Below are 25,152 nucleotides of genomic sequence, written 5' to 3'. Positions count from 1 at the left end.
TGTTGTTCCCTTGCAACTGTCAACTGTCAATCTGACCAGCATCCACGTAGATGATTGAAATGAATCAGCTTTTACGTGCAGATCTAGGCCGGCAAGTGTTAGGTTTTGGTGAGAAAAAGTTAACATAACCACAATCTCGATGCCCGAACATAGCCTAGCTCTTAGCCAGAGCTGGATTGTTCGGAGGCACCGGCTGGACCCAGCGGAACGGTTCAAGCAAGACAACGCACGACAAATTGCCCACGACATCTCCACCGCGCCCCTGGATGGCGTACTTGACGATGTTGGTCCGATTGGGCCCAGGCAAATGCCAGCCACACTTGATCAGCTCGCGCTGGGCCTTGCTGGCCAGCTCGGTCAAGTTCGCATCACCATCGACAGCAGCTGCGTAGTCCTTGAAGATCCTCGGCGACACCAGCGCCATACCCTCCGGCACAAAATGCACCACGGCTCCAGCTTCGTTGTATTTGAGTTCACGGCTGACCAGGCCTTGCTGAACCCACTGCATAAAGTCCACCACCAGATCACTGGGTTCTTGCGCCGCTGCAGCTTCCTCTTGGCCAGGCAGATCCGGCAGCTGCTGCACCAGCAGCACGGGCTCATTGGGATGCGCGGCGGCCGCCGGCTTGACCGCTGTGCGCGGAAGAATCGCCGGGATGTCGTCCAGCTCCATGAGGTCACGGAACTCTTGACTCACCCGCCTGACGGGTGTGGGAATCTGTTCCACCGGCTTGGGCTTGCTCTGAATTGCTGCAGTTTGATGTGATTGGATGGAAGGCTGCTGGTGCGTTTGCTGCCGTGGCGAAGCCGGAACAGTGCTTGCGCCAGTTTGGTGTGATTGCACGGTTGGCGCCGCAGCTCCTGCGGCCTTCTTGATTGGGCGTTGTGGAGCTCGCGTTGCTGGCCGGTTGTTCGCGGCCGCGCTTTCTGCCATGTCCAGGTAGAGGTTGTCGTCCAGCAAATACGCATCATCGCCTGCCTCATGTGCATTGCTGTTGGTGGAAACTGGCCCAGCATTAGAGCCGCTGCGTTCAGTTGAATCAGCCAACGTGCTTGTAGCGGCAGCAGGCCGCTGCTTGGCTTCAGGCCTTGGTTCTAGCTTGGCTTCAGGCTTTGGCTCAGGTGATTTGCCGTTGGACTTCGCAGCTGCAGCAGCTTGAGGCGGTTTGCTGAAGGCCGGCTCACGCATGACAAGTGCAAGCTTCCTGTCTTGCGCTGTCGCAGCTTCTTGCCGGTTGGCTTGCTTGACTGGCGCAGCTTCTGGCGGGTTGGTGGAATCTGGCGCAACCTCATGCAGATTGCTTTGTGTTGCAGCATCCTGATGACTGTTGCCCTCCGCTGCAGCAGTTTGGTGCTCATCTGGCACCGTCAGTGCTGGCGCCAGGTCCTGCTGGTCATCGGCACGAGCTTTGCGCTTGTCCTTGATCACCAGGTGCCCGCGCATAGGGGCTGGGTACATGCCTTCTTGGGCATACAGCTTGGACAGCGGAAAGCGCAGCATCGCAAACTCATGCGTGTAGCCCCCCTGCTCTGCCTCATTGCCGTGGACCTCGACGTACCAAATCGCCTGACCTGTCGCAGGATTGAGATCGATGACGCCGTATTCCTGCCAGGTGTCAAACAAACGGTCGTTCTTGGCCTGGCCAGGAATCGCCTCCTCCGGCTCATGGGTCTTGACCCACTCGCGCACGCTGTCTGCCAAGCGCTTAGCAACAAACCAGACTGACCCTTCAAACACCCATCCTGCAGCACCATTGCGATTGAGCGGCAACACCGTTCCAGCTTGCAGCATGCTGGTCATGGCCTGCATCAGCAGATCCACCAGCGGAACCGCCTTGGCTGTGGCAAACCTGGCTTTGCTGCCGATTTGCAAAGCTCGCTTGGTCGAGGCCTGGTCGGCCTTCTTGACGATGGTGGCCACCAGGCTGTCTTTGTCCTGGCCACACAGGTATGCCTCCAGCACTCCCAGGGCCTTCGGCTCTCTGGCCAGGAACGACAAAGCTGAAGCAGGTGCAACGCGAGAGATCAAGGTCTGCGCCAGTCTGGTGTGCGCGCTGTAATCGCGCTGGCTCTTGGGGGCAAAGTCCACCAGGTACTCCCCCGCCCTGCGCTGGTCCATGATCTGCAGCAGGCTGCCGCCACTGGGCATCCAGCGCACCGAGTCGGCCATGCCATCGCAGCGCCATTGAATCCGTAGATCCGTCATCGGCTTGGCGATGTCGTGCAGCAAGGCCGCAAAGAACACCACATAGGTCCACTGGTCGCGCTGGCTGTCGATCACCTCAATCGCAGACCCTTCGGGCAGCAGATGCGCGTTGCGCCAGGTCATTGCCGCCAACAGCATCTCGATGGTGTGGGACAGCAATCCCCCAGCATGCGCGTGGTGGTGGGCTTCAGAGGCCGGCATCAGTTGCACAAACTCCGCGTACCGATGGATTGCCGGCAGCAGATCACGCTGCCAGGTGGCTTCAGATTGCCTGGACTGACGCCAGATTTCAGCGAGCGCTTTGTCGGCCTTTACGCACTGCAGCAGTTGTGAGGCGGTGAGCACGCGCAGCCAACCTGGCTCTGTGCCTGCAACGACCACGGGCTCTGCAGCAGCAGTCTGCGGCGCAGCATCCGCCGGCGGCGGCCGCTTACCCAGCCATCGCGTTTGCACCTGCTGCAGCAAGCTGTTGATTCGACCAAGGAGTTGCATCAGAAATAGCCCGTCAGCAAGGCTGCAGCACTTCGCCTGGCCAGGTCCGGGTTGCCAGAGCCAGGCAGCCAGGTGGTCAGGCTTTCCCCAGGCATGCCCTCCTCCAGGAACTCCAGCCAGGTCTGGCCCATCGGGTCCCACTTGATGCGCGACTTCGTATGGATGCCCCAGCTGCTGTGGGTGTGGACGAAGTCAAGCCGCATGATGGACGAAACCATGCGCTCCCATGCATCGTCGGGTGACTCGTTGGCCGTGGATCTGCTGACCCGTGCTGCCACAGCTGCCATCAGTAATGCGCGCACGCACAGCAGAGGATCTTGGTCCTCTTCAAGGTGCGCTTCCATGCCATCAAAACGCCCCAGCCACCGCAGCAATGTGCTGGTGCGCGAGGCCTGGCCCAGCTGATTGAGTGTGTCCGTGATGGTGAAGATCGCACGCTGACGATCCAGCGTGTCCCGGCCAAGGTATGGGAAATGCTGCTGTGCCCGATGCTCTTGGAGGGCGCTTTGCTTGATAGGGGGAAACGGGCCGTTTTGCATAGCAGCACACCATAGGTATGCTGTAACAGGCTGTCATTGGAAAAACGTTTGGTGTATACCAACCGTTTTCCGCTTGACAAAAAACACATAATGAGTTAACTCATTCTAAGTTGGTGGAATTTCAATGCAATTTTTCGTCCTACAAAATAACCAATCAACGCCGTCAATTTACACGAATACAGCGTTTCTTACTATAGATAGATGGAACGATTATTCATTTGTCACACAGTTTTATCTTGAGGTTTTTGATAACCATGGAGTGAAGCATTCTATAGGTCAAGTAAAAATTGGTTTTAAAGGTCAAACTACTTCGGTACCAACGCATACTCATTTAACTCACCATTTTAGTAATTTGGATTCAAATTTTGTTTCTTTGGGTCAAGATGTCGATTATTACAAAAAAATATACGATCTTCCACAAGATTTGAGAGAGCAACTATTAATAGGTTTAAATGATATCGTTTATAACATTAACAGAATTGTCGAATTTGAGAGTGAGGATTTTTTTACTACATCGCTTCTTCGATATGTTAGCCTAACTACTATCCATGGGCAGTTCAGTAATGTATTAAATGGCAGGGCAGTTCTTACAAACTATAATTTTAAATTTGTTAGAGATGAGGGAGGTAATCTATCCCCTGTAGATATCGTTTTTAATGTGATTGTTGGATCAACTCCAAGTACTAATGTTCATGCGATTATTGGTAGAAATGGTGTTGGAAAAACAAAGATACTAAATGGAATGGTTGAAATTATTAGTTCTACTTCCGCTCAATGTAGATTTGAAACAGCTTTATTTCCAGGTGCCTATTCTCAAATAGATTCTAATTTTTTTAGTAGCTTGATCTCAGTTTCTTTTAGTGCCTTTGATCCATTTGTACCTCCTGCTGATCAACCTGATCCAGCTAAAGGTCCATGCTATTTTTATGTTGGACTTAAAGAATTAGATGGTAGAGGTAAAGATATAAAAACAATTCGATCAGAAATAATTAAATCCTTTCACGAGTGCCTGTCTTTAGACACTAAGAAAATAAGACTTATCAATGCAATTAAAACTTTAAGTTCTGATGTAAATTTTGCGCAAATGGGTTTTGATAAACTAATAGTCGATAATAAGAATGATTTTTTAAGGCATTTGGAAAATAAAGTTGAGAAAATGAGTTCTGGTCATGCTGTCGTATTTCTGACTATAGCAAAATTGATTGAAAAAGTAGAAGAAAAAACATTGATCATTATTGATGAGCCAGAAGGTCATTTGCATCCTCCTTTGCTATCTGCTTTTCTGAGAGCCTTGTCAGAATTAACGCTTGATCGCAACGCTGTAGCGATAATTGCAACTCATTCTCCGGTAGTGCTCCAAGAAATACCTAAATCCTGTGTCTGGAAAATATCTAGAAGTGGGCTATCCCTAAGAGCAACAAGACCTGAAATAGAAACATTTGGTGAGAATGTTGGTATTTTGACAAGAGAAGTTTTTGGTCTTGAAGTAATAAATTCTGGCTTCCATGACTTGTTGGTTAAAGAGGTGGATGCTGGAGGGACATATGAATCTATAGTTAATAAATATAACCATCAACTTGGGTTGGAGGCTAGATCTTTACTTGCGACCCTTTTGGCGAACAAAAGGTGATTAAATGCTTCGATTAGATATACCTAAGTACAATTATTCGTATTCATTTAACGAATCTGTTGTAGGGATAACTGGAGATGAATGTTTAAAACAAAAAATTTTAAAAATTCAGCAGGCTATTCCAGTCTATGAAAATGCATATTTAAACCTTGGTAAATCTGGGTCCTTATACAATCTTGCTCAAAACTTGATTCCATTAAATTTTAGTTATTTGGCTGAGTTGGGTGCTAATGATTTAATTAAGTTATACACTAATTATTTTGCAAAATCTGGTAAGCCTGCTAGAGCCATTTATGATTCATTACTCACGGCAGCTAATGAAAAATGTCCATATTGTGGTGGTATAGGTCGTCCACGAAACTTGGACCATTTTTTAGCTAAAACTCACTATCCTTATTTATCAGTTCTTCCTCTTAATTTAGTCCCAGCATGTAGAGACTGTAATATGGATGGTAAAGGTGACTCAATAAGCCTTAAAGAAGAAGATCAAATTATTCATCCATATCTTGATAGTGACATATTTTTTTCAGAACAATGGATACATGCAAATTGCTTATTTTCTCATACGACAAAATGTTTTGAGATTGAATATTTCGTACAACAGCCAAGCAATTGGACATTAGTAAATAAGAAACGCGTTCAAAAGCATTTTGATGATTTCGATTTGAAAATTAGGTATGCTAAAGAGGCAGCAGTTAGAATTGATATTTATGTTGGTCAGATTAAGAATCTGATTAGATCGTCAAGTATTGATTTGAATACAGCCAAATTGATAATTTTAGAGCCAGTTATTAAGCAAAATCCTTTCCCGAATCATTGGGAACGAGTTATGTGTTTGGCTTTGATGAATATGCTTGACAGCAACCTTTTAAAAGCCATTTCCCAGTCCCCGTAAATCCTTTGCGCCTCCGACGAATGTTGAGGAGGAGGCGCGCCCTTTGGGTTGGGCCTGTAGCCGGTAAGCCCCCCTTTTCCAGTTGCAAGACGCCCCGGCTTGCTTCCCTTTTACACCTGCTAACCAACAGACACATATCGCAACGCTTGTCAAGCGGAAACCGTGCGGTGCATACCTACCGATTTCCGGTTGAGGGTTTAAGCCCACAAAACGAACATGCGACCCGGCGACGCTTTTGCGTCAACTTCCCGGGTCGCATGTTTTGTTTTCGTTCTCCTCCTTGGTGCGGCCCGGGTCTTTTTGACCAACAGGAAATTCATGTACCGCACCTTTGCTTGCCTATGTCTGGCATCCGTTGCAGCGACAGCCCATGGCACTACGCTGGTGGACGGCAATACACGGGTCATGCTGGGCCGCTACACCACGGCAGAAGCAGAACCCGCCAAAGTCATGTTTGAGCCACTCGATTTGGTGGCACAGATCACGTTTCCCCGTGAGCACGTAGTCAACGTGGGTGATGCCATCGAGCACACCTTGCTGCGTACCGGCTACGTCCTGGTCGAACGCAGCGCCTTGAGCGCGGATGCAGCTCGTTTCTTGCAACTGCCCCTGCCGGAGGCGCAGAGATCACTAGGCCCCTTCTCGGTGCAAGGCATTCTTGACGTGCTGGTGGGCCCCGCGTGGAACTGGCATCGGGACAACGTGCGACGCAAGGTCTGGTTCACCCTGGCCAAGGAGTACGGCCCCCGCACCTTGACACCCATTGTGTCGACAACCAAGGAGTGACCGATGAACACCGTCGCTCCTGATACCGCATCGCATACACCAGAGCAGTCTCCCGCTGATGCTGGGTTGTTGTCTCCCGCCCCCCCCTGGCCACAGGAGCCAGACTTGGATGTTGCAGGTCTTCATGCCGCAGCTGCAGGCCAAGCAGCTGGCCAAGCAGCGAAGCCCATTCCTCGGGTGAAAGACCAACGCAAACGGCAGCTGGGCAACAGGCTTGTTCGCCGCTGCGTCCTGGGAGGAGCAAGCCTGGGCATTTGTGTGCTGGCATACCTCAATTTTTGGCCCAAAACGACTGTTCCTGACCTGCTGGGCACCAGCCTGCCCAGTGTGCCTGCTGAGGTGATTGCGTCAGCACTGCCCAAGGTTGAGCCAGTTGATCCGCGTTTGTCCGATGCATCAGCCGACATGCTGGGTGACTTCTCTGGGTTTGTTCCAGCTCCTGAACCCGCCAGTGCTGGAACTGACTTGGTTTCATCGCTGGATGGACAGCCAGTGCTGCATACGCCGGCAGCTGGGGCGGAGCCCGCGGCTTCGGCAATGACTGTTGCTGCTGCAGTACCAGCACCTGAATCCACACCTCCCGCTGAAGCGCACCGCCCTCCTGCAGGCCCTGACAACACGGAATTGCTGCAGCGTCTGCAGCGCATGGAACTGCTGCTCGCCCAACTGCAAAAGCAGCTGGAACAGCAAGCAGCGGCTACTGTATTGTCGGCTCCTGCTGAGGCTGGCGTCGTTGGACCAGTGCCAGCGGCACGCCCTAAACCTGCGCCAGTGCAAAAGGTGGCCAAGGCCACCACGCCAAAGGCACCAGCCGCGTCCAAGGCTTCCCAGCCTGTGAAAGCTGCTCCTGTGCAGGTTGCCAAGCAGCCAACTGCTCCAGCACAAAAACTGTCGGGTCAGCTGGTTTCTGTGGACATGTGGAATGGCCAGCCTTCGGTCGTGGTCGCCTCTGGAATCGCTGGTGACCGGCGGGTGCGTGTGTTGCGCCCTGGTGATGTGATCAACGGGTTGGCGTTGCGCTCTGCAGATCCAGTCACGCAGTCGGCCACTTTTGCAGTGCCTGGCAGCGCTGGGCTGACTCTCTACGTGAGCCAAGGGGGCTGAGCATGCGTGTTGCACTCCAGCTCGCCGCATTCGTGCTCCTCTCCTCTGCTGCACATGCCCAAGTTCGTACCGGCAGCACGACGGAGGCCAGCACACAGACTGCAGCCTCCAGCAAAGGCCTGACCGAGCTGGACGCTGCTGATCGCGTGGCCCAGGAAGTATGGGGGCTGACGGCCGACGAAATGCGCCGCGCCAAGGTCTTGGCGCAGGGCCCCCGCAAGAACTTTTCGGTGGCCAACCTCTCACCCCTGGAAATTTTGGGCATCCATGCCCGCAACGACGCAGAGCGCCGCCAGTATGCAGAGCGCTTTGCACGCATCTTCCGCGCCGATGTGGAGCGCTCCATCGCCTGGGACAGGGCCTACCAGGAAGCCATGGCCAAGCTCTACCCCAATGACCCAATGATCAGCTACGAAGGCATGCCCAAGGTGCAGTCGCCTGTTGGTGCTGCGGACATGCTGAACGTGCCACGCACCCAGATCGTGGAAAAGCCCGCCCCCTCCTCACAAATCCCAGCCCGGAGGAGCAAGTGATGGTGCGGATGATCGCTGCGCTGCTGACAAGCATGCTGCTGGTGCATCAGGTGCAGGCGCAGGGTGCTGCGCCCACAGTGCTGCATGACAGCGGTCGCAGCGTGCCGTTTTCCCCTTTGGTGGCCCTACTGGTGGCCGGAGACGAGGCCGAATCGGTGCTCCAGGGTCTGTCCTTTCCCTTTGGCACCAGCCTGCAGCCCAAAGTGCTTGCACGCGATGGTGTGCAAGTCCTTGACCCCACCTGGCTGACCCAACCTCTGGCGATTGTGGCCGCCGAGGATCTGTCCATGCGCTGGCTGCAATTCAACCGCAACACGCTTCTCCAGCTTGGTGCTGTGGTGTTGGTGGTGCAAGCACAGCACGCACAGGGGTTCAAGCAGCTGCAGGAGCTGGTGCAGCCCATAGGGATTGCACCCGAAGTCAGCCCTTGGCTGGCTGAGCGCTTGCACGCTGCAGGCGCAGGTGTCTACCCGGTGCTGGTGCATACCGATGGCCGTGCCTACCAGGTGATGTTCCAAATTTCTGCAGGAGAAGTGCAATGACGACAAGCACTTGCAATGCAATTGGACGACTTGGAACATTTGTGCACAGGATTCGTCCACTTTCTGTTCCAGCGGAGCTGCAATGAGCGATGCTGTGATGGAAGGGCTGCTGCGCCCACCTGTGGAGGCATACAGCGCTGCTACAGCCTTCGGTATTGCTGGCGTGGCCGCAGCTGCTCCATGGGCGCTGATGATGCCGCACTCGCTGGGCCTGGTCGCCGCGGCGATTTCCGCCGGCTTCGGAGCCAAGCGTTGTGGTCAGGCGTTTGGTGTGTACCGCTACCAACGTGGCCTGAAGTTCACCAAGATGACCCGGGTGCCGCCCCACCGTCTGCCCGTGACCAAGGAGCATCTGTACCTGGGTGAAGGCTTTGAATGGACCCAGGTGCACACCCAGCGCAAGCTGGATACCCGAGATAAGCGGGTACAGGAATATGTTCGCCCTTCACTGCGGGAGTTGCGCCTGGCCCGCCTTGGCGAATCCTTGCGTAATTGGACCGATGAGCGCAGCGATTTGACCAGCCGCCTTGTGCGCACAGCCATTGATGCCGGTGGTCCTGCCAATCCATTTGCGTCAGGCGTGGACTTGGGAGGCTCCCCCATCTTGCACGGCGTTGGGGTACTGGAAGAAAAGCCCGTCAAGCTACGCCAAAGCGCCCGCTCCGGCCACATGCTGGTGATGGGCACCACCCGAGTGGGCAAGACCCGGCTGCTGGAGCTGCTGTGTACGCAGGACATCCATGCCGGCCACGTGACCATCGTCATCGACCCCAAGGGGGATGCCGATCTGATGCTGCGCATGCAGGCTGAAGCGCGCCGCGCTGGCCGTGAGAGCAGCTTTTACCTGTTCCACCTGGGTTACCCCGAGATTTCTGCCCGGTACAACGGCATCGGCAGTTTTGCGCGGATCACCGAGGTTGCAGGACGTGCCACGAACGCACTGCCCTCCTCTGGCAACAGCGCTGCTTTCAAGGAATTCTCCTGGCGTTTCACGAACATCGTGGCCCAGGCCCAGGTCGCCCTGGGGCGGATTCCAACCTACGAGACCTTGCTCAAGGACGTGACCGGCATCGATCCGCTGTTCATGGACTACGCCAACATGGTGTTTCGCCGCCATGCGGCCGAAGGCCGGTTCGTGGATTACGAAGCGCGCATCGAGCGCATCATCAGCCAGATCGCAGCCAAGAAAGCCCCCGTTCCTCGCAGCTTGGCAGACCGTGCACCTGAATTGGTGGCCATGTTCCTGTGGATCAAGGAGTCGCGCCTGGATGACAAGGTGCTGCTGGGCCTGGCGGCAGCGTTCAGCTACGAGCGCTCCTTCTACGAAAAGATCGTGGCCAGCTTGGGGCCCTTCTTAGAAAAGCTCACCTCTGGCGCGGTGGGCAAGCTCATCAGCCCGGACTACTTCGACCCTGAAGACACCCGCCCGATCTTCGACTGGATGACGGTGTTCCGCCAGGGCGGCATTGTGTATGCAGGCCTTGATGCACTGTCCGACGCGGTTGTGTCGTCTGCAGTCGGCAATTCGATGCTGGCCGACCTGGTCTCGGTGGGCGGCAAGCTCTACAAGACAGGCCTGGACCCGCACAACCAGGATGGAAAGCTCAAGCTGCCCAACGTCTGCTGCCACTTTGACGAGGTCAACGAGATCGCAGGCCCTGAGTTCGTGCCCATGGTCAACAAGCTGGGTGGCTCGGGTTTCAAGATCACGGCCTATACCCAGTCGATGTTCGACATCGAGGCCAAGGTGGGCGACAAGGCCAAGGCCGGCCAGATCATGGACAACTTCAACCACCTGGTCATGCTGCGTGTGCGGTCCGTGGCCACAGCCAACTTGCTGGCCGAGCAGGTGCCCCAGGTCAACGTGGTGCAGCTGACCCCCATGTCCGGGGTCACGGACACGGCCGCACAGGGCAACGGTGTGGACTTCGTCTCGCGCAATGACGACATCGCCACGCAGATCAAGGTGCCACTGATTGAGGCCTCCGACATTCTTGAGCTGCCCCAGGGGCAGGCGTTTGCGCTGCTGGAGGGCAACAGGCGCTACAAGATCCGCATACCTTTGGCCGACACCACCGGCGATCCGTTCGTGCCGCACTCCCTCAAAGCTGTGGCCGAGGACATGAAGCGCCGCTACCGAACCAGCGAACGCTGGGCCGCCGAAACGGACTGGCTGGGCAGCCAGCCCCTGGGCCGCGACCTCATCGATACCACCCTGGCCGCCGACGAGGAAGACGGCGCTTCAACGCTTGCAGGCGCTGGCCAGACGCCTCTGGGCCACGGCGCTGTGATTGGAAGTGTGATGGGAGGCCGAGGATGAGCGCAGCGAAAAGTGCTCCAGCCAAGGCCAGGACCATCGGCCCGGTGGAGCTGGTGTTTGGCGCAGTCTTTGGCCTCATCGGCGCAACGCTCAGTGCATGGGTGATTGGCTGTCTGATTGAGATCGGCGGTGGCTATGTGCTCTGGAAGGGGCAAGGCATTCACCATGCCCAAAGCATCGTGCTACAGGACCTGGGGTACATCTCAGCCGCACCGCGCAGCCTGCTGGTCAGCGACACCGTCAAGTTCTCCCGTGAGGTGGCCACCTGGGTGCGTTGGCCTTATGAGCGCCTGGGCATCCTGCGTTGGTACCAGCACCTGCGCAGCAACACAAGCTTGCCGCAAGCACAGGCCGCTGACCCAGTTTTTAGGAGCGTCAAGGACTCCAGCAAGGGGCTGATGCTCATCGTCAGTGAATGGCTGGTGATCAGCATGTTTGTGGCCCAGGACGTGGTTCTGCGCCTTTGCATCGCCGCTTTTGCAGTTCCCGCCTTCGCGCTGGCATGCCTGCTGGGAGTGATCGATGGCCTGGTGCGCAGAGACATTCGCCGCTGGACTGGCGGGCGCGAATCCTCCTTTGTCTACCACCACGCCAAACGCTACACCTCCTGGGCTTTGACAGGCGGGTTTGGCATCTACCTAGCCTGGCCCTTCGGTGGCTTCAACCCGGCCTACATGGTCCTGATCTTCACTGTCCTGGTCGCTGCGGCACTGTCGACCACCGTGGGCAGCTTCAAGAAATACGCCTGATTCAAGAAAGCACGATATGCGCACACAACCTTCCCCCCTCTCCCGCCCCTGGGTGGCCCTGCTGGCTGCCGTGATCCTGGCCACGACCGCCTCGGCCTGGGCCGATGTGACCGACGACGAGCTGGAGCGCGAAAAGCTCGCCCGCATCGCCCATGAGCTGGACAGCGTCAAAGCGCTGGTCAGCGATGCCGAACGCACGGCCCCCACTGGCCAGCGCGTGAAGTTCCGCTACGACTGGCTGCTGCGTGACTTGGAGCTGCTGCGCCAAGGCGTGGTCTCGCATGCCGATGCTCCTCGCCAGCCGCGCCCTGTTGCCCCACTGCGCGGCGACTACCGCCAGTAAAGGCCTCGGATGAAAGGCGCAATGGCCGTTGGCTTTGTCAGTGGCTCAGGCATTGAACCAAGCCAGCTTCGGACCGTGATGCTTTCGATTGCTCTGGGGTTCGTTTTTGTATTCGGCGCCTGGGTTTTGACAAAAGTGATTGAGGCACTGAATGACGACCATACAGACAGCACCAAGATTTTCCGTTCAACGATTTCTCTTGGAATCATTATTTCTTTTCTGACCTACCTTCTATTGAAGAATTGATATTGGAGCCAAAACATGATTATTACCCCAAAAAATACCACCCGCTGCTTGCAAATCATTATTTTGGGTGTCATGGCATACATGACTATGTCTTCTGCTTTCGCAGCCTTGCCTGTAATTAATCCGCCCTCTGGCGGTGGCATCGGTGGTGCTCAAGTTGCGAATAACGATATTCTCGCCATTATTGGTGCATATTTTAAGCAAGGGATAACCATCTTTGCTTATATCCTGGTGGCTATCTCTGGCCTGGTGGTTATTATCGGCTCGATGGTACGCTGGAGAAAGTATTCGGCAGGCCAAATGGAGCTGGGCGATGTGAAAGAGTATTTGATCAGTGGTGTGATTCTGGTCATCTTTATCGCACTGTTGGCCAAATGGGGCCTTGATGCAATGGCCTAAAGCTTGTGAAGAAAAACGAATCGCCCCCTATTCAAGAAGGTGTGCGCACGCCATTGACTGACCGAGTCAATGTAGAGCCCCCCATCTTGCACGGCATGGCTGCCAGCGAAGCCAAGTACATCGGAATTGCTGCTGGCTGCCTTGGCTTGCTGGTCGCAGGGCTGCTCCAAGTAATGACAGGACTGGGCACCTTGCTGCTCATCGTTGTCGTCGTCATTCCGCTGGTCGTTTTGTGGTTCAGCTCTCTCTTTCTGATGAAGATTAAGCGGGGTCGTCCTGACGGCTTTTACATCCAGAACATCCATCTTTATCTTGTAGAGAGAAATCTTATGGCACCGAAATTCATCAATCATTTTGATTTTTGGGATTTGGGCCGTTAAAACGGTTGTGCTTGATTACGCTGAGATTTAAAACCAATGAGCAGTCAAAAATTTACGAATGCTTTGGCATCCAGTCATGCGCACAACAAACAGTTGTTGCTTGTGATTTTGGCAATTGTGTTTCTCGCCAGTTTTGGCATTTACTTTGCTTGGTGCCAACCTAAGGCAGTTGATATCCATATTGCTACAGATTTGCGTTCTGGCGATACGATCCGTGTTGTTGATGGTGTTGCTCCAATCAATAAATCCAATGTCTACAGCTTTGGTTACTACATCTGGCAGCAAATCAATCGTTGGCAGGCTGATGGAGAAAAAGATTACGGCCAACAGATTTATGCCATGCAGTATTTCCTGACACCCTCCTGCCAGGCACAGCTCAAGGCAGATTTGAGCAAACGCCATCTGCGCGGTGAATTGCGCAGGCGTACCCGGCACATTACTGAAATCCCCGGATTCCCCTATTCAGAAAACCGTGTGGTTAGCGAAGGCCGTGATGCATGGACAGTGCTGCTGGATATGCAGGTGATGGAAACCTTCGGCGGCTCTGCCGTCAAGGATGTGTTCATTCGCTACCCACTGCGGGTTGTGCGATTTGACGTGGACCGTGAGCGCAACCCCTGGCTGCTGGCATTGGACTGCTTTGGCAGCAATGCACCTGCACGCCTCAATCCTGCAGACCTGAATCCAGCAGCTGCAGCCGCCAACTTGAAGGCCCCGCGCCTGCCAGGCACTGTGGCTCCGTCGAGCTTGCCTTCTGACACATCGGTGGATTGATATGCACCCGCAACGATTGATTTGGCTGCTTGCTGCAAGCTTTTGCATGAGCCAGGCCAGCCTGGCGCAACAGGTCCAGCCTCTTGCGGCCACAGACGATGCTCCCGAGCTGATCGGTGGCCAGCCACAAGCATCCCCATCGGTGGACTTGGGACAAACAAACTCGACCGTGCGCCGCTCCACTGCAGCTACTGGCGCCCCAGGCACCACCGTGGCCGGCATGAGCCTGCCAGCGCCCTTGGCCACCGCAGGTACAGCACGCGCTGCAGCTGCACGGGCCCAGCTGCGCCCTGTTCCAGCAGCTCCGGTATCCGGTCCGATCGAGCGCGCTGTTTTTGAACGTGAACCCGTGCGCGTGAGCCTGGAGGTCGATCAAGAGCGCCTGATCACATTGCCCGCCGATGCACTGCTCCATGTTCCCAACGACATGGATGCCGTGGCACGGATTGAGTCCATTGGCGGCACCATCTATGTGACAGCACTGGTCGCGTTCGAACCCATCCGCATCATTGCCGAGCTGGTGGACAGTGGGCAGCAGATCCCGATTGACCTGGTGGCACAAGCACCAGCCAAAGGTGCGAAGCGCAGCAGCGCTCGCGAGCTGCAGGTTGCGGTGATGGAGCCTGCATCCGTGCCCAACCCCACGGTCTCTCCCGCCACTGAACCACCTCCCGTCGACATGGTGGAGTTGACCCGGCATGCAGCGCGTCAGCTCTATGCGCCGCGCCGTCTGGCTGTGGCCACTGCGGGCGTGACCCAGGTTGCGGTTCAAACCAATCCCATCCCGGGCCTGCTGCGCGGCACCAGCGTTGAAGCGGTCCCGCTGGGCCAATGGCGCTCCGCGAACCTGTCGGTGACAGCAGTGCGCATCACCAACCTGTCCCGTTTCGCTCTGGAAATCCCCCTGGAGCAAGTGCGCGGCCGCTGGATTGCAGCGACTGCCCAGCACGGCCGGATCGGGCCTGCAGGATCTGATACCGACACCACGGCGATCTACCTGGTGTGCGAGCGCTCTTTTGAGTCTTGCTTGTAGGAGTGACCGATGGCTGTTAAATCCAACAAGCTTTTGCCAGTGGCAGGTGGCGCAGTTGTGCTGCTCATCGTCGCCATTTTTATGCAAAGCGGCGCTAAGCAAGATGGTGCTGCGCCGATGGAGCAAGTGCCCTTGCCCACCACCGTCGGGGCTGACCAGGACACACCCGACGAGACCTTGGCCACCGTGGTGCAAACCAACCGTGAGTTGCGCCAGGACGTTCAGGAGGTCTTGCGGATCAACCAAGAGCTGCGCGAAAAGCTGGGCACTGGTGGCAAAGCCAGCAGCAACGTCGACGTGGTGGATGTGGGAGGCCACCAGCCTGCAGCACCAGCTGCTGACCAGCCAGGGCTGACGGACGTGTTCAACAGCGCGTTCAGTACCTTTTCCAGCCTCAACCCTCAATCCAGGACGCACAACCCCGATGCTCAGCACCATGAGCAGTTGCCCCAGGCCTCTGGCGTTGTGGGCTACAAGGTGCTGCCCCCTATGGGCTATGTGAAGCACACCGAGCGAAATGGCAACCAGGAGGTGACCCAGTACGTGCGACGCACTGGTGCAGCGCCTGCTGAAGGGACGGGTCGAGGCGCTGCGACCCAGGCGGCGGCAGCAGCTGCTCAAGCGCCGCAACCCCCAGCGGCCGAGGCCTACTTCACGCTGCCCGAGAACGCGACGTTGGCTGGTGTGACCACCATGACCAGTCTGATTGGGCGCGTGCCTGTCAATGGCCGTGTCACGGACCCCATGCAGTTCAAAGCCTTGATCGGGCGTGACAACCTGGCTGCCAATGGCTGGGAGCTACCCGAGGACCTAGCCGGCATGGTGGTCACGGGGGTGGCGATTGGTGACATGGCGCTGTCCTGCACCGAGGGCAAGGTCCGCAGCATGACTTTCGTTTTCAACGATGGCGCAATTCGGACCGTGTCAAACCGACGCAGCGGATCGAGCAGCAGCGCAGGCGCAGCTGGTGGCGACCTGGGCTTTATCTCGGATCTGCACGGCAATCCCTGTATCCAGGGCACCTTCGTGACGAATGCGCCCCGTTACCTCGCGGACATCGTCGGCATCAAGGGGCTTGGCATCGCGGCCGAGGCTCTGGCCCAGGCACAAACCACGGTCACCAGCAGTGGCGAGTACAGCCAATCCACGGTTACAGGCAATGCTGGCAATTACGCTATGGGTCGCATGGGCGCGGCCGCAACCGAGGAGTTGGCCAAATGGCTGACCGAGCGCCTTAAAAGCAGCTTCGACGCGGTCGTGACCCCCAGCGGCCAACAAGTGGTCGTGCATCTGGATCAGGAGATCCACATCGACAAGCCAGCTTCGCCGCGCAAGCTGGTGCACCGCACGCAAACCCCCAACGTCCTGTCTGGAGCACGTTATGGCCTGCAGTAACAGACCACTGATTCAATCCTTCCCTGCCAAGCTCTCTGCCTGCCTGGTGGCTCTGACCTTGACTGGCTGTTCAGTCGTTGGCTCCCGTGAGTCGCCCCTCAAAGAGGTGACCGCCGGCAGCCCGACCGTGCTGGACGTGTACCGGGGCAAAGCCCCTGCATCTCAGCCCGCTGCCAAAGAAACGGCCCGTGACCGTTTGGCCCGCGAAGCCGTGGTTCGACCCGTGGGCCAGGGCGATGAGCTGACTCAGCGCTACTGGTCTGCACTGGAGCCTTTGCAGCAGCGCTTTGCCCGCGTGCCCAATCCAGACTTGGTGATGGTGGTCTATCCGCACCTGGCCAAGGGCAAGTATCCCGTGCCAGGCTATGTGACCGTCTTCCCGATGTATGAGCGAGCCGAGTACGCCATGCCTGGCGAGGTGGCCGAGGATCTGCGCAGCAGCCGTATTGCCCGGGAGGCACGCCAATGAGCATGATGGACAAGTTCATGGCCATGCTGGGCCTGCAAGACCCTGTGCCCAAGGAGCATCTGCTGACCGTGGCAGATCGCCGGCGCATGGCATGGCGTCCGCCTTCTTTTACGGCCTTGCTGCCTTACGCCAGCTACGCGCCTGACGAGCAAGTGTTCGTGATGGAGGACGGGGTGACTTTTGGGGCTCTGTTTGAGCTGGCGGCCGTAGCCACCGAGGCCCAGCCGATGAGCTACCTGGCTGAGCGCTGCTCCAAAGTGCAGGAGGCCCTGCAGGCCTTGCCTGAAATCGAAGGTGCGCCCTGGATCGTGCAGTGTTTCTTGCATGACGACCGCAACATCAGCGGTCTCAACAAGATGCTGGCCGACTACGTGCTGGATCAGCACAAGCAAAACCCTGGACGTGGCCAGGCAGTCTTGCAGTCGGAATTCACCCAGTCGGTACTCAAAGAGTTTGAAGCCCACTTTGAGCAGGTCTCACGTCCCGAGGGCCTGTTTACTGACGAATTGGTCACCGGCCAGGTGTGGCGTGGTCAGCATCGGCGTGTGTACTGCTGCATTTACCGCAGCTTCACCGATTTCAAGACAGGCGATGCCCCTGCGGCGCAGCAAATTGAGTCGGTGGCGAACACGCTGATGGCGACATTGACGGAATCCGGTGTTGGGGTTCGCCGCTGCAATGGCAAGGACTTCTACGACTGGATGCTGCCGTTCTTCAACAGGAACGTGCCATGGGCACCAAGCACCGCAGAGTTGCTCAAAACAGCGCCCTACCCTGGTGACACCATGCCGGCAGGCATGTGTGACTGGGACTTGGCCACCTCGTTGACCTTGTCACAGCCGCGCAGCGACAAGAAAGGCGGCTACTGGGAGTTCGATGGGGTGCCTGTGCGCTTCATGACGCTCCAGTCTCTGCGCTTGAATCCCTCGATTGGTCACTTCAGTGCTGAGTTGAAGTCTGGCGATGAAGCGTTTGCGCGGTTCGATCGCATGCCGCCAGGCTCCATGCTGTCCATGACGATTGTGATCGAGGCACAGCACACAGTGGAGCGCCACATCCAGCGCATACGCGACGCTTCGCGTGCGCAAACAGCGGTGGCCATGGAAACCCACCACGAATGTGAGCAGGTGCTCAGGCACATGGTCTCAGGAGACAAGCTGTTCCCGATGTTCATGGGGATCTATCTGACTGGCAAGGATGAGACCGAGCTGGAAAGTGCCATCACCAAAATGAATGCGCTGCTGACAAACACGGGCATGCGCTTCATCGATCCCAAGCATGACCTGGTCCCACTGGATGCCTTTGTGCGCGGGTTGCCCTTTGCCTTCGATCCAGCGTTTGACACCAAGCACATGCGCCGCCAGCGTTTGACCTTCGCGTCACAGGCGGCGGCGATCATGCCAGTCTATGGGCGCGCCCGAGGAACGCCACATCCTGGCATGTTCTTCTGGAACCGTGGCGGAGAGCCTTTGCTCATCGATCCGCTGAACAAGCGTGACCGCAAGAAGAACGCGCACATGATCATCATGGGCCCGACGGGCGCAGGTAAGTCGGCCACGCTGAACTACCAGGCTATGTTGACCATGGCCATCCACCGTCCCCGACTGGTGATTGTGGACGCGGGCAAATCGTTCGACCTGCTGGTCAAGGACATGGCAGCCAAGGGCTTGTCGGTGCATCGGGTCATTCTCAGCATGGAGTGCGAAGAGTCATTGCCTCCCTTTGTGCATGCACACAAGCTGCTGCAGGACAAGGAGATCATGGAGTCATTCCATGCGGCAGAACACCAGGCCAAGGTCAATGCTGGGATGGCTCCAGAAGAAGCAGCCGAAGGCAGCAAGCTGATGGAGGTCGTGGACCAGGTCACGGACAAGTCGCAGGATGCTGGCGAGGAAGAGGAAGACGACGAGACCACAGAAAAGCGCGACCTGCTGGGTGAGATGCTGATCGCGGCCATCATGATGATCACCGGCGGCGAGAAGTCTGAGACTGAGCAGCTGCGCCGTGCTGACCGCTACCTCATCAGCCGAGCGATCATCCGCGCCACCATCAAGTCTGCCGAGCGCCAGGCGTTGCACCCGCTGACCCAAGATGTGGCCTTGGAGCTGATGGCCATGCACGAAGACCGCACCCTCTCCCCACACCGTGCGGCGCGGGCCGAGGAGATGGGGCAGTCCATGATGCTGTTCACCCAAGGCCTGCGCGGGCGGCTGTTCAACCGTTACGGCAACGATTGGCCAGATACAGATGTGACCTTGGTCGAAATGGGCACGCTGGTCAACGATGGGTATGGCGATGCGATGGCCGTGGCCTACACCAGCCTGATTGACTCGGTGCAGTCCCGTGGCGAGGCATTCCAGGCCCAGGATCGGCCTTTGATCATGCTGACCGACGAAGGTCACTTGGTCACGACCAACGAGCTGCTGGGGCCCAAGATTGCCAAAGGCACCAAGATGTGGCGAAAGCTCAACCTCTGGTTCTGGCTGGCCACGCAAAACATGAAGGACTTGCCTGGCAGCATGGACCGCGTGCTGTCCATGTGCGAGTTCTGGATGCTGCTGACCATGGACAAGTCGGAGATAGCTGAGGTCGAACGCTTCCGATCTTTGACGCCGGAGCAGCGCGCAATGATGGAGTCCGCGGTCAAAGAGCCTCCCAAGTACACCGAGGGCGTGCTCATCAGTGCAACAGGCCAATGGCTGTTTCGCAACGTGCCCCCTCCTTTGCCGATTGCGCTGGCCATGACAGAAGGCCATGAGAAAGCGCAGCGTCGTCGCCTTATGGAGCAACACAGTTGCTCCGAGGTTGAAGCGGCCTACATGGTGGCCGCAGAGTTGGCAAAGGCTCGGGCATGAGGGCAATCACCGCGATCTGCGCAGTCCTGGCCGCCGGCGTTGTCCAGGCGGCCCAGCCCATGACCGTGGAGGTCTTTGCCAACATGGCCACCATGGTTCCGGTGCCCAGCGCTCCTGCCTACCAGCTGCGGGTGTATCGGCTGGATGCCATGACGCTCATCGAGGAGCAGCTCAGCCAGGGCCTACCAGCGGTCGAGGCTGAGGCCTTGGCCGTGCTGCAGCGCATGGAAGGCGAGATCCGCCGCAAGTACCAGGCGCAGATCATCAATGCCTCCAACGGCATGACCTTGGCCATCCATTACCGGTTGGACCGGCTGCCTGCCGTAGTGATTGACCGCAAGGCCGTGATCTACGGCGTGCCCGATGTGGAGCGTGCCTTGGCAATTTATCAGCAGTCTGCAGGAGGCCGCCCATGATCATCCGTTGGCTCAGCCATTGCTTCGTCACTGCGGCCGCAGCTGCCCTACTGTGCGCTCCGGCCGCAGCCAGCATCACGACCCCAGGGGTGATCAGCAAGACCGTGGCTGCTGCGCCCTCTTGCTTGAGCTACAGGGTTGAAGGCGTGTGCTTCTTCTTGTACTGCAGCTTTGGCTGTCGCATCCGTACATCCATCAAGATCAGCCACTACGTGCCTGATGTGGTGGTCAGCACCTTCAACGCGCCAACACAGCATCCCTGGAAGGATGTGGGCGCGCCTGTCGCTTCCGCCTTGACCGGAGCAGGATCTACCATTACCGGCCGGCTGCTGGATTCATCTGCTGGAAGCTTGGACGCCGGCAGTGGCCTGGCGACGTTCAAGAGTGCCGACGCGATTGGCAATCCAGCCGGTCAGTTCGCTGCCTTGCTGGCCAGTGGCGGGTCGATGACGCTGCCCACCACCATTGCTGTGCCTTCGGTGTCGGAGCTGTCCAAGTTTGCCAGCCAGGGTCTACCTGCTATCGCTCGTAGCTGGGCAAATGTGCCCAGCAGTGTCGCAGACACTGTGGGCAAGGACGCCAAGGCGATGGTGAATGCGCCACAGGCGCTGATGAACAGCGTGTCCTCCGTCATGAAGTCTGTCGAGGGCGTGCGGCAGGCCTTGGACATCGTGGACAGCGTCCAGCAGGTCCAAGGTGCCATCGATAGCGTTCAACAGATCTCCGGCATTGCTTCCAGCATCTCTGGGAGTGGCAGCCTGTTTTGCCCTGGTGGAGCCACAAATTTCGGGCTGCACTTTCAGTCGGAGCTGGACGCTCCGTTTTGGCGAGGCATTTTGCCTGTGGAAATGCTCTACGCCCAATCCTGGGTGCCAGGCCTGGGCGAGGTCGGCAATGGCTACACACAGACTTGGGGCAATGTCTATCCACGCACAGGCGAGCTGTACCAGCCCCATCCGGTCAAAGCTTCGGCTGTGCTGGCCGAACGTGTCGCATCGATCATCTACAAGTCAGCACAGCCCCACATCTACACGAAAGTCACGCCCACCAGCAGCGGCTATCGCTATTTCAACGCTGGTGAAAAACGCAAGTGGCAGATGTTGTCCCCCATCGCGGCCACCAAATGCGTGAATTTCGGTACCAACGATTCACTGGCTCTGACCTCCTGGGGCGATGGCCAGACCGACAGCGCAGACGGCTACGCCTGGAACCTCTGGCAGCAGTACACGTGCTGCCGCCGGCGTGGCGCTTACCTCTACTCGATCCCCTGATTCAAAGGCAAACCATGAAAGCACCCACAACTCGCTTGCTGCCTGCTGCTGCCCTGGCCGCGCTGCTGCTCATGCAGCTGAGCGCAGCGTCTTCTGCCCACGCTCAGGCTGTGACCTCATCCGGTCTCTACTACCGCATGGGTGGCGGGGCTCCCACAGGCGGTGCCCCTCACAAAAATGCCCTGGCCACACAGCTGAGCGCTGGAATTCGCACCAACTATTCCTGCGGCAAGTTCGATGTGGGCGCGTCCTGGTCCACCTTGATGAACGGCATCAAAAACCTGGGTGCGACGGTGACAGGCGCCGTACAGGCAGGCATAGCTGCTCTGCCGCTGTATGCGCTGCAGCGCGCCCAACCTGGTCTGTACCAACTGTTCCAAAACTTCAGCCAAAAGGCCGATGTGCTGGTCTCCGCATCTCTCAAAAGCTGCGAAGACATGGAGGCCATGATCAAGACCGGCAAGGACCCTTACGAGGAGTACGTTGCCATGGCCAAGGGTGAAATGTGGAAGGTCAAGGCCTCGACGAATGGCGACGTGGTCCAGGCCAAGTACGACATCAACAAGAACGAGGAAGCTCAGCGCCGCGGCGTTGACTGGGTTTTCGGTGCCAAAGCTGGCGGTGCTGGCACTGCCCCTATCCAGCCGATCCGCGACCTGGCCGTGGCCGGCTACAACGTGACACTCAACAAGTCGGCCAGCACGCTGTCGACCGCCAACTATGGCAGCTCATCGTTGGCTTCGACTCGCCTGGTGCAAGCCTTCCAAACCCCTGAGACCTTGGCCAAGTGGACCACCGAGGTGGTGGGCGATCAGAAGATCTACCTTTGCACGCAAGACGCTAGCTGCCCCAACCCCACATCCACGGTTACTGCCACAGGCTTGGCGCCAAAGTTTGAGCAGGAGCTCGAAGGCGTGCTGCCCTCTATGCGCCGCATGGCCGAAGCCTCATCGAGCAACCACGCCGACTTGGCCAAGATCAGTGCACCAGGCATGGCCGTGAGCCCTCAGCTGATGGATGCGGTGCGTCAACTACCCACAGATGTGCGCGCCGTCGCAGTCAATCGCTTGTCCCAGGAGCTGGCCATGCACAAGGTCATCGACAAGGCCCTGATTGCGCGCAACACGCTGATTTCGGGCATGAGCTTGCCCCAGGCAACAGCCTCGACCGAAGTCAACCGGCAAGCCCAGGAGAAGGTGGACCGGCTCACCCAGTACATCAACGATTTGATGTTTGAGTTCCGCATCCGCAAGGAAATGACCGGGGATACGGCCCTGGCCATCATGAACGGCGCGCTGGGGGCTAACAGCGGCTCCATGGGCACTACTGGCAGCCCTCGCGTTGACCATGCACCACTGTTCGATGGACGTGCCACACCATGAATATCAAGGTCCTGATTCGCTGGAGTGGATGGATTGGACTGGGGATCGTCCTTTTCCTGATCAGCGTTCTGCTGATGAACTGGCTCTTGCAAGTACCAGCCGAACGCTTGCCGCAAGCTTATAGGCAAATGAGTGCCACCTTATCAGTGGGAGCATGGATTCAATCAATCCTCGCCCTAGTGATCGTGATTTATTGGCGAACTATTTTGAATTACGGCCGCGTCAAATCAATCGTTAGAAAGCATGAACATCGCAGATTGATTGCAGCAAGGAAAAAGGTGTCAATGATATTGGCAGCATATTTAATTGTTTTCCCGATTGGTCCAGTTCGAACTTTGAATTTCATTTCAAGCCTCTACTAAAATGAAATTAGATAGCTATCTTGAAATCTTTACCACCCTATACGGTTGGGCATTCGCCAATTTGCTTGGTGAGATTATTACTGGAACGGGCTTGGCCGCACTACCCTTCGCGTTGATTGTGTTCAACGCCTGGCGTGAAGCCAAAGAACGCGGTATGGGATTTGATGGTGTCACCGGCCTACTGGAGTCCGTGCAAACCAAACTCATCACAGCTGTGATGGTCATGATGCTCTGCTTTATGAGCTCCCCATGGACATCGCTGAGCAACATTCGTTTGAGCTACGTTCCAACACGCTCTTATGACGGTGAACCACCCAAAGAAGCATCCCTGAATGGTGGCACTGGCTCTGGCTACGATGCCGCGATGGCGAATGCTAAAAATGCCGCATTCAGCTCAGAAGGAAATTTGACATTTGTCCCAATATGGTGGTACTCCATCATGACAATCTCTTCTGGTGTGAACAGCTCGTTCAAGGCTGGTTTCAATAGCTCAGGAGAAGACCTAAGAATGATTCAAGATATGGCTCGTATGGCCACTATCGAGGATTCTCAACTTCTGCATGATATTCAAAGGTTTTACAGCGAATGCTTTGTACCTGCTCGCAGTAAATACTTCAGAACCCCACGAAACGAATTATCTGCAAACGCTCTGCAAATTCTGGATCGCAATAATAAGCCTTATGGCCCAGGTGATGTAGATTGGATTGGTAGCCAGCTCTTTAGAACAGAGCCAGGTTTCTACACAATGATGCGCTCTTACAACCCTGTGCCTGGTTGGGCCATCGACTTCAGCCGGGACACAGATTACATCCAAACGCCAGCAACAGAAGGCCCAGAAGCTGGCTACGTGAATCCTGATTGGGGCCGCCCGACCTGCAAGCAATGGTGGGAGACAGGCACCACGGGCCTGCGCGACCGAATGGTAAACCACACCAGCATGTGGCAAAGGATGACGAATTTTGCATCTTCTGGCACCACCGAAGATCAGGGCAAAGATTCAGTGGCCAAGCTGGCATTCCAAAAAGCGAATCCAACTTTTATTAGTCCTGACACGATGCTGGGCAACGACCGTGCGACAAGCACCAAGATATATCAAGCAACCACAGGTTTTGTTAGTTCTATTGGCGTTGGTGTGCAAACCTTGCAAGCATCGCTGAGCCTAACTGCTTTGCTTAATGCACTACCTATGGCACAAGCGCTTATTTTGATGGCGCTCTATATGCTATTGCCGCTAATCACATTTATGAGTGGCTACAGCTTAAGCGTCATGTGGCATGGCGCTATAGCGATTTTTACCATCAAATTCTGGACTGTGCTTTGGTTTGTTGCACGCTGGATCGATTCAAACCTTGTGAAATCTATGTACCCCGGTGCTGGAAATAACATGATTTTTCAAGAGCTTGCACAGGTGGCTACAGAGGGCGAGTCTCAGCTATACAAGCGAATGATATTGGAAGGGCTGCTGATGATGATGTTTGTTGGCTTTCCACTTATTTGGACTACGCTAGTTGGCTGGATTGGCTTCAACATAGTTAATCTAAATGGAATGATGGATCAATCATCGCATCAAGCGCAAAACGCAGGCAAAACAAGCCTTAGTGCTGCCAAAAAATTTGTGCCTCTAAAATAGCGATAATTACTTATTAATTCGGGTTTTTTCTACATACTCTGCATAAGAGATATGACCGTTGGAGTAAGCGTTCCATGGGTCCATGTAGGAGTCATCATTAGCATTCTGTACTTCTTCTGAAGCATCACTAGCTAAGCGAATGAAGAAGAAAAATGCATTAACACCGAACTTGAAAGTTACAACAACAAGAGACCAAAGAAGACTGAATATGGTTTCCATTTTCCCACCAAGATGAGGCTTGTTTCTGGAGGATTACCTTGATCTCAGCAACACTGGGCGGTCGTGAAGACCCAAACCGAATTGCTACGCAGACAGCTGTGTTCTGCGCGTCAGGCTGATCTACGAGCCTGACCATCCAAAAAGTGCCGTTGTTGGCTACTCATGATTTCATCGTAACGCAA

25 protein-coding genes are annotated in these 25,152 nt (G+C 56.1%); 22 read left to right on the top strand and 3 right to left on the bottom strand.

Annotation, left to right across the window (positions count from 1 at the left end; all coding sequences use genetic code 11):
* Positions 1-154: 154 nt before the first annotated feature.
* Positions 155-2,698, bottom strand: coding sequence for a MobH family relaxase (gene mobH, locus F7P80_RS12875; RefSeq protein WP_151045277.1), 2,544 nt, complete (start codon positions 2,696-2,698; stop codon positions 155-157).
* Positions 2,698-3,237 carry a hypothetical protein gene (locus tag F7P80_RS12870; protein WP_151045274.1) on the bottom strand — a complete coding sequence of 180 codons (540 nt, stop codon included), beginning with the start codon at positions 3,235-3,237 and terminating at the stop codon, positions 2,698-2,700. Before F7P80_RS12870 ends, mobH begins: the two co-directional genes overlap by 1 nt.
* Before the next feature lie 124 nt (positions 3,238-3,361).
* Between F7P80_RS12870 and F7P80_RS12865 the strand changes: the two genes are divergently transcribed.
* The 22 genes from F7P80_RS12865 (at position 3,362) to F7P80_RS12760 (ending at position 24,751) form a co-directional block, all read left to right on the top strand.
* Positions 3,362-4,867: an AAA family ATPase gene (locus tag F7P80_RS12865; RefSeq protein WP_151045271.1), complete on the top strand. Its 1,506-nt coding sequence runs from the start codon at positions 3,362-3,364 to the stop codon at positions 4,865-4,867.
* 4 nt (positions 4,868-4,871) lie between these two features.
* Positions 4,872-5,762: an HNH endonuclease gene (locus F7P80_RS12860; protein ID WP_151045268.1), complete on the top strand. Its 891-nt coding sequence runs from the start codon at positions 4,872-4,874 to the stop codon at positions 5,760-5,762.
* A 318-nt stretch (positions 5,763-6,080) separates the two neighbouring features.
* Positions 6,081-6,548 (top strand): PFGI-1 class ICE element type IV pilus protein PilL2, encoded by a 468-nt coding sequence (pilL2, locus tag F7P80_RS12855; protein ID WP_151045266.1) that lies wholly within the window; start codon positions 6,081-6,083, stop codon positions 6,546-6,548.
* A gap of 537 nt (positions 6,549-7,085) precedes the next feature.
* The gene (locus F7P80_RS12850; RefSeq protein ID WP_249041469.1) at positions 7,086-7,652 is read left to right on the top strand and encodes a hypothetical protein; all 567 of its coding nucleotides are present in this window, start codon (positions 7,086-7,088) and stop codon (positions 7,650-7,652) included.
* Positions 7,653-7,654: 2 nt separating this feature from the next.
* Complete coding sequence (locus F7P80_RS12845; protein WP_151045263.1) at positions 7,655-8,185, top strand: integrating conjugative element protein; 531 nt, start codon at positions 7,655-7,657, stop codon at positions 8,183-8,185.
* Positions 8,185-8,727 carry a PFL_4695 family integrating conjugative element protein gene (locus tag F7P80_RS12840; protein ID WP_249041468.1) on the top strand — a complete coding sequence of 181 codons (543 nt, stop codon included), beginning with the start codon at positions 8,185-8,187 and terminating at the stop codon, positions 8,725-8,727. Before F7P80_RS12845 ends, F7P80_RS12840 begins: the two co-directional genes overlap by 1 nt.
* An 82-nt stretch (positions 8,728-8,809) precedes the next feature.
* On the top strand, positions 8,810-11,047 hold the full coding sequence (gene traD, locus F7P80_RS12835; protein WP_151045257.1) for a type IV conjugative transfer system coupling protein TraD: 2,238 nt from the start codon (positions 8,810-8,812) through the stop codon (positions 11,045-11,047).
* Entirely contained in the window at positions 11,044-11,796 is a 753-nt protein-coding gene (locus F7P80_RS12830; protein ID WP_043741107.1) for a TIGR03747 family integrating conjugative element membrane protein, read from the top strand. The genes traD and F7P80_RS12830 overlap by 4 nt, the downstream gene beginning before the upstream one ends.
* A 16-nt stretch (positions 11,797-11,812) precedes the next feature.
* On the top strand, positions 11,813-12,139 hold the full coding sequence (locus F7P80_RS12825; RefSeq protein ID WP_151045254.1) for an integrative conjugative element protein, RAQPRD family: 327 nt from the start codon (positions 11,813-11,815) through the stop codon (positions 12,137-12,139).
* Positions 12,140-12,148: 9 nt separating this feature from the next.
* Positions 12,149-12,385 (top strand): TIGR03758 family integrating conjugative element protein, encoded by a 237-nt coding sequence (locus tag F7P80_RS12820; protein ID WP_151045251.1) that lies wholly within the window; start codon positions 12,149-12,151, stop codon positions 12,383-12,385.
* Positions 12,386-12,400: 15 nt separating this feature from the next.
* A complete protein-coding gene (locus F7P80_RS12815) occupies positions 12,401-12,784 on the top strand; it encodes a DUF2976 domain-containing protein (RefSeq protein WP_151045248.1) in 384 nt (127 codons plus the stop codon).
* Between the two features lie 5 nt (positions 12,785-12,789).
* On the top strand, positions 12,790-13,164 hold the full coding sequence (locus F7P80_RS12810) for a TIGR03750 family conjugal transfer protein (protein WP_043741165.1): 375 nt from the start codon (positions 12,790-12,792) through the stop codon (positions 13,162-13,164).
* Between the two features lie 36 nt (positions 13,165-13,200).
* The gene (locus F7P80_RS12805) at positions 13,201-13,938 is read left to right on the top strand and encodes a PFL_4703 family integrating conjugative element protein (protein WP_151045246.1); all 738 of its coding nucleotides are present in this window, start codon (positions 13,201-13,203) and stop codon (positions 13,936-13,938) included.
* Positions 13,939-13,984: 46 nt separating this feature from the next.
* Positions 13,985-14,971, top strand: a complete 987-nt coding sequence (locus F7P80_RS12800; protein WP_249041467.1) for a TIGR03749 family integrating conjugative element protein — start codon at positions 13,985-13,987, stop codon at positions 14,969-14,971.
* Positions 14,972-14,980: 9 nt separating this feature from the next.
* Positions 14,981-16,366: a TIGR03752 family integrating conjugative element protein gene (locus F7P80_RS12795; protein ID WP_151045241.1), complete on the top strand. Its 1,386-nt coding sequence runs from the start codon at positions 14,981-14,983 to the stop codon at positions 16,364-16,366.
* Positions 16,353-16,835, top strand: a complete 483-nt coding sequence (locus tag F7P80_RS12790) for a TIGR03751 family conjugal transfer lipoprotein (protein WP_151045238.1) — start codon at positions 16,353-16,355, stop codon at positions 16,833-16,835. The genes F7P80_RS12795 and F7P80_RS12790 overlap by 14 nt, the downstream gene beginning before the upstream one ends.
* A 5-nt stretch (positions 16,836-16,840) precedes the next feature.
* Entirely contained in the window at positions 16,841-19,690 is a 2,850-nt protein-coding gene (locus F7P80_RS12785; protein ID WP_249041473.1) for a conjugative transfer ATPase, read from the top strand.
* Positions 19,687-20,106: a TIGR03757 family integrating conjugative element protein gene (locus F7P80_RS12780; protein WP_151045232.1), complete on the top strand. Its 420-nt coding sequence runs from the start codon at positions 19,687-19,689 to the stop codon at positions 20,104-20,106. The genes F7P80_RS12785 and F7P80_RS12780 overlap by 4 nt, the downstream gene beginning before the upstream one ends.
* The gene (locus tag F7P80_RS12775; protein ID WP_151045230.1) at positions 20,103-21,377 is read left to right on the top strand and encodes a TraU family protein; all 1,275 of its coding nucleotides are present in this window, start codon (positions 20,103-20,105) and stop codon (positions 21,375-21,377) included. Before F7P80_RS12780 ends, F7P80_RS12775 begins: the two co-directional genes overlap by 4 nt.
* A gap of 14 nt (positions 21,378-21,391) precedes the next feature.
* Positions 21,392-22,759 carry an integrating conjugative element protein gene (locus F7P80_RS12770; protein ID WP_151045227.1) on the top strand — a complete coding sequence of 456 codons (1,368 nt, stop codon included), beginning with the start codon at positions 21,392-21,394 and terminating at the stop codon, positions 22,757-22,759.
* On the top strand, positions 22,756-23,121 hold the full coding sequence (locus F7P80_RS12765; protein ID WP_151045224.1) for a hypothetical protein: 366 nt from the start codon (positions 22,756-22,758) through the stop codon (positions 23,119-23,121). Before F7P80_RS12770 ends, F7P80_RS12765 begins: the two co-directional genes overlap by 4 nt.
* A gap of 1 nt (position 23,122) precedes the next feature.
* Positions 23,123-24,751, top strand: a complete 1,629-nt coding sequence (locus F7P80_RS12760) for a conjugal transfer protein TraG N-terminal domain-containing protein (protein ID WP_151045222.1) — start codon at positions 23,123-23,125, stop codon at positions 24,749-24,751.
* A gap of 6 nt (positions 24,752-24,757) precedes the next feature.
* Here the strand turns inward: F7P80_RS12760 and F7P80_RS16945 are convergent, their stop codons facing one another.
* Positions 24,758-24,970, bottom strand: a complete 213-nt coding sequence (locus F7P80_RS16945; protein ID WP_151045219.1) for a hypothetical protein — start codon at positions 24,968-24,970, stop codon at positions 24,758-24,760.
* Between the last annotated feature and the right edge of the window lie 182 nt (positions 24,971-25,152).

The organism is Comamonas kerstersii (assembly GCF_008801935.1).
GTDB lineage: Bacteria > Pseudomonadota > Gammaproteobacteria > Burkholderiales > Burkholderiaceae_C > Comamonas > Comamonas kerstersii.
Note: the sequence above shows the minus strand (reverse complement) of the source record. Positions and strands in the feature narration are given on the sequence as shown.